This window comes from Synechococcales cyanobacterium T60_A2020_003 (assembly GCA_015272205.1).
In the GTDB taxonomy this organism is placed as follows: Bacteria; Cyanobacteriota; Cyanobacteriia; order RECH01; family RECH01; genus JACYMB01.
Genome location: JACYMB010000399.1, coordinates 1 through 9,397, shown reverse-complemented (window position 1 = coordinate 9,397; position 9,397 = coordinate 1). Strand labels below are relative to the sequence as shown.

At 51.8% G+C, this 9,397-nt stretch carries 7 protein-coding genes; all 7 read right to left on the bottom strand.

Annotation, left to right across the window (positions count from 1 at the left end; translation table 11 throughout):
- Nucleotides 1-7: 7 nt before the first annotated feature.
- On the bottom strand, nucleotides 8-2,836 hold the full coding sequence (locus IGR76_19355; GenBank protein MBF2080607.1) for a DUF3769 domain-containing protein: 2,829 nt from the start codon (nucleotides 2,834-2,836) through the stop codon (nucleotides 8-10).
- A gap of 107 nt (nucleotides 2,837-2,943) precedes the next feature.
- A complete protein-coding gene (locus tag IGR76_19350) occupies nucleotides 2,944-3,060 on the bottom strand; it encodes a photosystem II reaction center protein I (GenBank protein MBF2080606.1) in 117 nt (38 codons plus the stop codon).
- A 182-nt stretch (nucleotides 3,061-3,242) separates the two neighbouring features.
- Nucleotides 3,243-4,577 carry an aspartate aminotransferase family protein gene (locus IGR76_19345; protein ID MBF2080605.1) on the bottom strand — a complete coding sequence of 445 codons (1,335 nt, stop codon included), beginning with the start codon at nucleotides 4,575-4,577 and terminating at the stop codon, nucleotides 3,243-3,245.
- Between the two features lie 339 nt (nucleotides 4,578-4,916).
- Entirely contained in the window at nucleotides 4,917-6,119 is a 1,203-nt protein-coding gene (locus IGR76_19340) for a SpoIID/LytB domain-containing protein (GenBank protein ID MBF2080604.1), read from the bottom strand.
- Nucleotides 6,120-6,304: 185 nt separating this feature from the next.
- Nucleotides 6,305-7,120 (bottom strand): peptidoglycan-binding protein, encoded by an 816-nt coding sequence (locus tag IGR76_19335; GenBank protein ID MBF2080603.1) that lies wholly within the window; start codon nucleotides 7,118-7,120, stop codon nucleotides 6,305-6,307.
- A gap of 191 nt (nucleotides 7,121-7,311) precedes the next feature.
- Complete coding sequence (locus IGR76_19330) at nucleotides 7,312-8,373, bottom strand: peptidoglycan-binding protein (protein ID MBF2080602.1); 1,062 nt, start codon at nucleotides 8,371-8,373, stop codon at nucleotides 7,312-7,314.
- 644 nt (nucleotides 8,374-9,017) lie between these two features.
- A partial coding sequence (locus IGR76_19325) for a hypothetical protein (protein ID MBF2080601.1) occupies nucleotides 9,018-9,397 on the bottom strand: 380 nt, incomplete at its 5' end.

Below are 9,397 nucleotides of genomic sequence, written 5' to 3'. Positions count from 1 at the left end.
GCATTCTCTAGCGATCGGGATAGCTACTGGTGGAGTGGTAATCCGATTCATCAAAGGGCGTTGTTTCTCCCATCCAGTTGAAGTCATTGATCACAAAATTCAGCGAACCCAGCTCACGGATGGGACTGTAGCGTAGGTCAATGCTGTAGGTACGCCGCGTGTACTGGATGAAAATGGTGGTGTTAATTTCCTCATCTTTTTCGAGGTTGTACGAGGTTTGAAATCCGGCTCGTATGGGGCCAAAGAGCTGGGCTGTTAGTCCGCCAGAAAGTACCTGCCGATCATCCTCGCGATCAAAGTTAAACGGTGACTCTGGCCCGTCTGGAATAAAGGAGAAAGAGATATTAAATCCTAGATAGTCGAACGCAGGTTTGGAAAAGTGGCCAAATTGCCCCGATAAAGCAACCGTGGTTTGCAAAATGGGCTGGGTGTCGCCACTGCTATAAAAGCTAGCAACACCTAAAACATTGGCGTCAAACGATAGAAAAGGAATAACCGGAGTTGGCGTATAACGCAGCCCTTCTGAAGGCGTTGCAGGCAGTGGCTCGCCCTCCCAGATCAGAAAGGAGCGACCCAACTCTGCTGCAATCTGATAGCGAGTGAGGGTGCCCCGGTTATTATCACGGGGAGGAGGCCCCAAAATCTCGTCCCGGAAATCCCTGTTAATGTTGGCGGTGATGCTCTGAATTCCAGCTTGGTAGGAGAACTCAATGCCTGTGTTTCCGAGGGTGTAAGTGGGAGAGGTCACAACCGCTCCATAACTGTTCCGTACCGTTTGATTGCCTAGAGAGCCGTTAAAAATGCGTTCTCGATAGGTGTGGAAGATTGAAAGGGTGTGATCGCTGATGCGCTGAGCCAAACGGACATTTGAGCTGAAGTTCTCTTCAAACTCCGAAAGTTCAAAGGAGTAGAGTTCGAATTTTCCGAAGAGCGTCGTAGTTGGGGTGACTTGAATGCGAGCCTCACCCTCTAAACCAAACGAAGATGGGGCAAAGAAATCATCGCTGTCGATCGCCCGCTGTACATAGAACTGGGGCGTAAGCTGGATCGCTATACCCGGTTGATTGGCGACTTGAAAGGTGCGCTCGATGAAAAATCCGCCTCGATCCTCTTCATCAAACCCAAAACTGACAAAAAATGGATTGCGCCGACGTTCTTCATCGCTAAAGACATAGCGTTCCCGAATCAGCGGAAGATTGAGACCTTGATCAAAGACCAGGCGAGGATTTTGAGCCACCAATACCTGCTGAGTCGGCGAAACGCGGCTGAACCGAGCAGATCTGCTACGGATCTCTAATTCCGGTGGTGAGAAGGGATCGTTGGTGAGTCGAAGATTAGTTGCTTCCCAGCCCCCAGGGAAGAAACCAAGGGTATCAGCTTCGAACCGTAGTCGTCGGACTTGACCTGTTGGCAGTTGAACAGCAGCTTCACCTACACCCACACCAAAATCTAACGTCTGACCCGATGGGGTTGCTTGGGGTGGTTGACGTTGCAGAAGGATATCACCAGGGGGTTGATCTTCAGGCGTACGGAGACGAAGCAGATCCTCTGGTAGGTTAGTCCGGTGGGGCGATAGGCGTGGCGAACTATCTGCCGGTAAGGGACTGAGGGCAATTTCACCTCGCGCCTGATCAATGCTGCCCTCTTGACGGACAAAGTCATACTGCATGCGATCGCCGTACAGAATTTGCTGATTGGCGAGTAACACCGCATTGCCTTCGGCAAGGGTTGTCCGATTGGGCAGGTTCACGATCACGCGATCGGCGCGTAGAATCGAGTCCCGAAAGCGAACCTCAACGTTTCCCTCTGCAATAAAAACCTGCCGGAGCTGGTCATATTCTTGGCGATCGGCAAACACTTCCACGGTTTCACCAACGCCCATAGGATTGGGCTCTGCTTCTGGAGCAATCTCAGGTGTTTCCAACGGCTCAGATTCCGGCAGAGGATTGTCTGGGGTTGGAATTTCGAGGGTAGGCTGTTCAGGCAGGGACTCTGGTGGAACGTCGGAATCCAGAGTATTGGTCTCGTCAGAAGGTTCAACTGGAGCCGTCGGTTCCGTCGGTACGGGGGGCTGAGTGGGGAAAGGTGACGGTAGCTCTTGGGGGGGGAACGATGGAGCGGTGTCGCCCAATTGGCTGACGCGATCGCCCGTCTCAGAGGTAGCCTGTATCTCCCGCACATGGGTTTCCAACCCTGCCAAAAGCGGCACTAAAACAGTGGTCAGAGCACGATCAGCTCCCTCACCCAAGGGGTCGAACAGGTCAGATTGAACAGTAGCTAATTCGTCAGCCGACGGGGCACGTCCAACCTCAGCGTCCTCCTGTTGGGGGGGTAAGCTGGCGATCGCAGGCAGCGGAGACAGATCTAGGGTGGCGGGATCAAACTCCTGAGGGGCAACGTACTCCAATTCTGGAATACCGCTCTGATTATCTAGACTCGAAGGGGCGGATGCAGACACGAGTGGAGATGGCAGTTGCTCTAAAAACCTAGAGGGAGCAACCCCGACGAAAACAGGCTGTGGAGAAACCGGAGTCTGACCCTGCTCAATGGCCTGCCATACGGAAGACGTTGCTTCCAAAGGTATTCCCAACGCCTCAGAACGCTGTACCGGAATTGCGATCGCATCAAGGGATAGAGCCTCCCGCCGCTCCTGAACAATCTCCGGAGCAATCACAGAAGGCTGAACTAAAGAAACGACAGCAGCAGACGATTCAGCTACTGCAGGGGTTGAACTAGAACCAACCTCAGAGCTAGATACACGAGTAATAGCATCCCCCTCGGACGCTGTAATGTTCACAACCGGAGGGGGATCGGGCGGCAGAACCGGATAAGGCATGGGTTAGCAACACTCACTGGGCGGACAGCCCACACACACCACACTTTTGCTGTCCAGAAATTAGGGAGGCAAGCAACACCACGGGTGCTGCTTGTCAAGCGGGTTTCTTATTCTAGATCCCGACGGTTGGGGTTCCGAGCCGGATCGTTTGACAAAAATCCAAAGACAAAGAGTCCCACGAAGAAAGTAACAACGATGTAAACCACAATCTTAAGGGTCAACATAGAAAGGTCTCCCAACGGACGCGTTCAATAAGCTTTATTATCATACACTGTAGCCGTTCTTCTCCTGGTTCACGAGAAAACTGCAGGCGTTGCGTATTAGGCCTAACTTGCCACTGGTTGCAGAGATGATTAGCACGGGCGATCGCCTGTCCAAACGACGACGACTTCCCCGCAAAGCTCCCCTAGGGTAACGCCTTCAGAACCGAGGCGATCGTCTCGAACACCTGGTCAATGTGAGATTTTTCAATGATCAACGGCGGCGATAGCGCCATAATATCGCCCGTAGTCCGAATCAGAACGCCCTTTTCATAGCAGCGCAGGAAACACTCAAAGGCACGTGCCGTGGGCTTACCCGGAATCGACTCTAACTCAATCCCTGCCACTAGGCCAAGGTTGCGAATATCGATAACGTAGGGAAGCCCTTTTAAGCTGTGGGCCGCATCGGCAAAATAGTCTGCGAGATCGGCGGCTCGTTGAAACAGTCCTTCCTGTTCATAGATATCCAGGGTTGCCATCGCTGCTGCACAGGAGACCGGATGCCCGGAATAGGTATAGCCGTGGGCAAATTCAATCCCGCTGGGTGTACCCTGCATGAAGGCGTCGTAAATCCCTTTACGAACCAAGACCGCGCCCATGGGAATGCTGCCATTGGTGATGCCCTTTGCCATTGTGATCATGTCGGGCACAACCCCAAAATACTCCGTGGCAAAGGAGGCTCCGAGGCGACCAAAGCCTGTAATCACCTCATCAAAGATCAGCAAAATGCCGTATTTGTCACAGATTTGGCGCAATCTTTCTAGATAACCTTTGGGAGGGAGCAATACCCCCGTTGAGCCTGCCACAGGTTCAACAATGACGGCTGCAATATTGGACGCATCGTGGAGAGCAACAATCCGTTCGAGTTCATCGGCTAAATGCGCTCCCCATTCCGGTTGACCGCGTGTGAAGGCATTATGGTCAAGATTATGGGTATGGGGGAGGTGATCCACTCCGGTGAGCAAGCTGCCGAAGAATTTGCGGTTAGGGCCAATTCCGCCGACTGAAATCCCCCCAAAGCCAACACCGTGATAGCCTCGCTCTCGACCGATGAGCCGCTGCCGACTGCCCTCGCCGCGTACACGATGGTAGGCGATCGCCATTTTGAGGGCTGTATCAACCGCTTCTGAACCGGAATTGGTAAAAAACACCTGGGAAAAGTCCCCAGACACCATGTTCGTCAGACGCTCGGCCAGCTCAAAGGCGATCGGATGCCCCATTTGAAAGGTAGGGGCATAGTCGAGCGTACTAATTTGGCGACTAACGGCTTCCGTAATCTGGGGACGACAGTGCCCAGCGTTAACGCACCAAAGCCCCGCAATGCCATCTAGCACCTGCTGTCCATCGGTGGTAGTGAAGTGCATGTCCTTAGCAGACACCATGAGGCGAGGTTGACTTTTGAACTGTTGGTTGGCCGTAAAGGGCATCCAAAACGCATCGAGATTGATCGCGGATGACGGAGTCGCGTTGTAGCTTTGCATAACGATATTAAAGCAATAAGCAGCGGTAAAGAATTGCGTAATCTGCTGTTGCTATTGTAAAAGTCTGTTGGGTCAGCAACCGTATGCTCGAACGCTTCTTTACGACCAAAAATCCTCGCTCTAGCCCCTAAAACCCATAGAACATTGGTGCTCCAGCCACAAACCCTGGGGGTAGAGGCGAAGTAAGAGTACTACCAGCACTGGATGCTTTAGGAACAGATTTCTCGTGGACACCAGTTTCTGAAATAACAGTTACAGATCCGAGGCTGAAATCGCCGATGATGCAAAACCCATCGCCAACTCAAACCTGAAACCTTAACACTCAAAACTGGTACGAGTCTACTCCACTTGAATCAATGAAAGGATAGAATCCGTGTAGTAGTGAAGCAGGATCTGGTCATAGCTATACCCGGCCTCGGCCAAATTATGCGCTCCCCATTGGCTCAGTCCTAAGCCGTGCCCAAACCCCCGTCCTGTTAATTGAAAGCTGACCGGAACCGTCGGCAAACTTCCCGCACTGGCAACCGGACGATACTGGGGTGTGATGATAAAAAGCGTACTGCGTAAATTCAGCGCATGGCGAAAATCATCACTATCTAATTCTTTAGTACCCGCATCCCCAATGATACGCAGACGCGAGATCCGCCCTGTAGGGGTTGTTTCAACCGCTTCAAGTCCTGTAATGTTGCCAATATTGGGAGCAAGGGACTGGAGTTGAGACGCGGAGAGGGTTTCCTGCCATTCGTAAACGGGAGCCCCTTGATCAAAATCCTGAACGCCCCGCAGGTAAGGGAGTGCTGTACTCCAAACGTCCTCAACATTTTCGGTATGCCCCCCCGACGAGGAATGAAAGACAGCCTCAATCAGTTGATTATCGTAGGTCAAAACTTGCCCTGCGGTCTGGTTGACGGCCATCTGCGTGCTCTGGGTTTCGTCTTCGATGCCATCGTAAACTTGCCAATCCGTTGTATCGCCTACGTCAAAAACAGTATTGGCTGAGTTCTGGCGTTGGTAGAGGGCATAGGTACGGGCAGCAACCGCTTGAGCCTTAAGTGCCTCCAAGGGCCAGCTTGTCGGCATTTCACCACCAACGACGCTGTAGAGATATTCGTCTAAATCAACGTAATTAACAGCGGTGATCCCAGCTCCGGTGGGTACCACCAGAACCCGACCGCGATACCACTTATCCCCAATGAACACGTAGCCGCCGCCCGTCGGTTCAACCCAGATCTGGCTCGCTTCCCAGTCGTTGATTTCGACCCTGTTGCCGTCCGCGATCGCCATCATTGCACCCATGGCGGGGATTTGGGCGAGGACTTGCCCGGAACCGTCCCGTAGCAATGTATCGGTCGAACTGCCGACCTGCACCTCCGATACATTTTCTTCGATGGCAACTCGCAGTTCAAGCTGAGTACTCGACGATGCGCCAAAGGCAGGCTTAGCGGCGATCGCCACAGCTCCAACCAGAAGCGGAACCCACCAATGCTTGCCAACGTGAAGCAGTGACGTTGCGATGCGCTTGGACGATAACGGCAATGTCATCATGAATTTTGAAAGGCTAAATGATGAACCAGGTGTTCAAAGCTTGTAATAGATGTTGGACGGGATGCACTGGATTTATTAGACAAGGCGATCGCCAATCCGTCAATAGACCCTGAGCGCACGCGCTGCCCTTCGGCAAATTCCCGGAAAAATCTTGAATGATTGATCAACCGCAGGCGACGTCCCTACCGCACCGCCACCTCAATCACCGTTCCATCCGATAAAACAACCGTTCGATTTTCCGATGGCTGGCTGACCGCAACCACAGGCTGAGTGACCACAACTGGACGATTGATGATGACCGGGTTAGTCACGACTGGGCGGATCACACTCGGTTGAACTATAATTGAACCAGTCACAGGACGTTGAGAACTCCCTGCCAGACTGTTCGAGATACACGCACGCGTTGCAGGGCCAACGACACCATCAATGTGAATACCGCATGCGGCTTGCGCCTGCTTGACCGCCTGCTCGGTCTGGGCACCAAAGTACCCAGTAACCAGATTTGAATTCAAATACCCAAGCTGCACTAAATCTTGTTGGAGGGACGTGACGACTGGCCCCTGACTGCCAAACCGCAGAACCCCACCACCTGTGGGCGGAGAGGGTAATTGACCATGCAAACAGCTTTGGGTTTGGGGGCCAACGACCCCGTCAACGGCAGTACCACAATCCCGCTGCAACTGCCGCACCGCAGACTCGGTAAGGTCTAGAAATCGTCCTGTTGCAAGACCAGGGCTAAGATACCCCGAACGAATGAGATCATTCTGCAAGGTCGCAACATCCATGTCTCCGTGCCGCAACACCGCCCAAGCTTGATTAGAGGTCAGCAAAACGCCTAAACCCGCAACCAGAGCCGTTAATCGGAATAGGGTTTGCCCCGAAAGTTGGCTTAGATAGCTGTGCTGGCCGGGATGGAGCGATTCCCAGTCAAACGTAACCTCATACTGCTCCGGCTCGTCGTAGGCAAGGTGATGGTGAAGGTATGCAAGAGTTTCCATAGATTTAAACCTATCGTTGCGTAGGGATCACAACAGCGAACTCCATCATGAATCAAACCCTGAAAAATTAGCCTTCATGCAAACCTCAACTCTGCCTCACAGACATACAGAAACCAGTTTTGCACCTGCAGAAGGCTAACTTAAGCGAGCGATACGCACTAGCTAAGGCGATCGCCTCATTCGGCTTGCTTCTATCGCGACGCGAGACATACGCGAGTACTGGGGCCAACAATGCCATCGACGGCAATGCCGCAGTCAGCCTGAGCCGCACGAACCGCCGCCTCTGTTTGAGTTCCAAAGTATCCGGTTGCCAATCCCGAACCTAGGTATCCCTTGCTAATCAGCAGGAGTTGCAAATCCACAACCGCTGCGCCAGTATCACCAAAGCGCAGCAAACCACCGCCCACAGGGCCAGGGCCACCGATGCAACCACGAGTTTGCGGGCCAACAACACCATCTACAACCAAACCACAATCGGCTTGAAGCTGACGCGTAGCTGCATCTGTAGCACTACCAAAATAGTTGCTAGGCGCACCTGGAACGCTATAACCTGCACTAATTAGCGCATTTTGCCATGCGCTAACCTCTGGGCCAGTGCTGCCATAGCGCAGCAAACCACCGCCCACAGGGCCAGGGCCACCGATGCAACCACGAGTTTGCGGGCCAACAACACCATCTACAACCAAACCACAATCGGCTTGAAGCTGACGCGTAGCTGCATCTGTAGCACTACCAAAATAGTTGCTAGGCGCACCTGGAACGCTATAACCTGCACTAATTAGCGCATTTTGCCATGCGCTAACCTCTGGGCCAGTGCTGCCATAACGCAGCAAACCACCGCCCACAGGGCCACCGCCACCGCCATAGAGGCAGTTCTCAGAATCATAGCCAAAAATGCCATCTACAGCAATGCCGCAGTCGGCTTGGAGTTGGCGAACGGCTGAGGCTGTTTGCGGTCCGTAGTATGTTGTCACTGCTCCTGGAATGTCGTAGCCTGCGTTCAGCAACGCCTGCTGCAATGTTGCAACTGACGCCCCTGAGTCTCCAGGGAACAGAGCAGCATGTGCTTCTTCTGACGCAACAGCAACCCCTAAACCGCAGGTTGCGGCTAGGAGATACATCGCTCCCTTCGTTGATAGCTTGCTAACAGCAGTGCTATCTAGCAGATTGACCTGCTCCCAATCGAACGAAATCTCATATTCCTCGGGACGCTCAAACGCCGTGGAATGATGAAGGTATGCAAGAGTTTCCATATTTTGTGTCCCCTGAGTGTTTTCAAGAGGTTGAATCAAGCTCGAAGTCTTCAGTGGAAATTTGTGATATTTCTCGCCTGAACATTAATCTAAAAGAATCTTACACCATATTTAGCGTGTAGGGAACACTGAGAATCAATAAAAGTTTTTTAATCTTGATCAGTTTGGAAATATTTTACTTCGATCTCCCTTGAAAATCTTTTCTGGCAAAGGTTTTGACGATCGCGCCTCACCAGCCCCAAATGGAAAACCTTTGGCAAATTGCTGGATAGATTTGATAAAGAAACTGGATATGTACTAGTAGCCTAGATTGGATTGAATTGAAACATTCAAATCAGTGCAATTTTTAAGAAAAGTTTGGACGTTTTCCACAGGCTGTACTTCTGATTTGATCTGTTTTAAAAGATACAAATAGCGCACTTGCCATCAAAAAAAATAGGATGTAACGCTACATACAGAGTTACCCATGCCCAAAGTGGAACTAGGTAGTCAGAGTGCGATCGCACAAAACCACTTCGGAGCATTAGAACCCCTACCCCGATTCGTGACCTGAATTAAGTAAATGAACTTACTGAAACGGGTGAGCCAAATCCAAATTCACGATCAATTGTTTGCTCTGGTTTCGATCACACTAGCCCATGGGATCACCTGTACTCTTTGAAACACTGATAATACTGATATTCATACCCATCTACGGAGCGCTCCTCATTTTGCGGATGGCAATACTGCTCTAACGCCGCATCTAAGGGCTTTTTAGGAAGTTGCTGAACATTGATGAGCCAGAGATCGATGGGTAATGCTTGCGTTGCTAAAGCTTGCTCTAGCGCAGTTACAGCCGTTTTTGGGGTTTCAGCTTGGTGTGCCAATAAGAATTCTGGTGCCACCACGGAGGCATTCTGGACAAGCCGTTGCCATTCCCAGGCGATCGCCATCAATCGTCCGGTTTGTCCGTGGGTGCGATGGGCGATCACGACCAATTGCGGTGTTTCGGGATTTTGCTGAGCAACGGCCCATATATCTTGTG

Coding starts and splice junctions, on each gene's coding strand:
- IGR76_19330 (MBF2080602.1), bottom strand. CDS start 8,373: ATGGAAACTCTTGCATACCTTCATCATTCCACGGCGTTTGAGCGTCCC.
- IGR76_19355 (MBF2080607.1), bottom strand. CDS start 2,836: ATGCCTTATCCGGTTCTGCCGCCCGATCCCCCTCCGGTTGTGAACATT.
- IGR76_19345 (MBF2080605.1), bottom strand. CDS start 4,577: ATGCAAAGCTACAACGCGACTCCGTCATCCGCGATCAATCTCGATGCG.
- IGR76_19350 (MBF2080606.1), bottom strand. CDS start 3,060: ATGTTGACCCTTAAGATTGTGGTTTACATCGTTGTTACTTTCTTCGTG.
- IGR76_19340 (MBF2080604.1), bottom strand. CDS start 6,119: ATGACATTGCCGTTATCGTCCAAGCGCATCGCAACGTCACTGCTTCAC.
- IGR76_19335 (MBF2080603.1), bottom strand. CDS start 7,120: ATGGAAACTCTTGCATACCTTCACCATCACCTTGCCTACGACGAGCCG.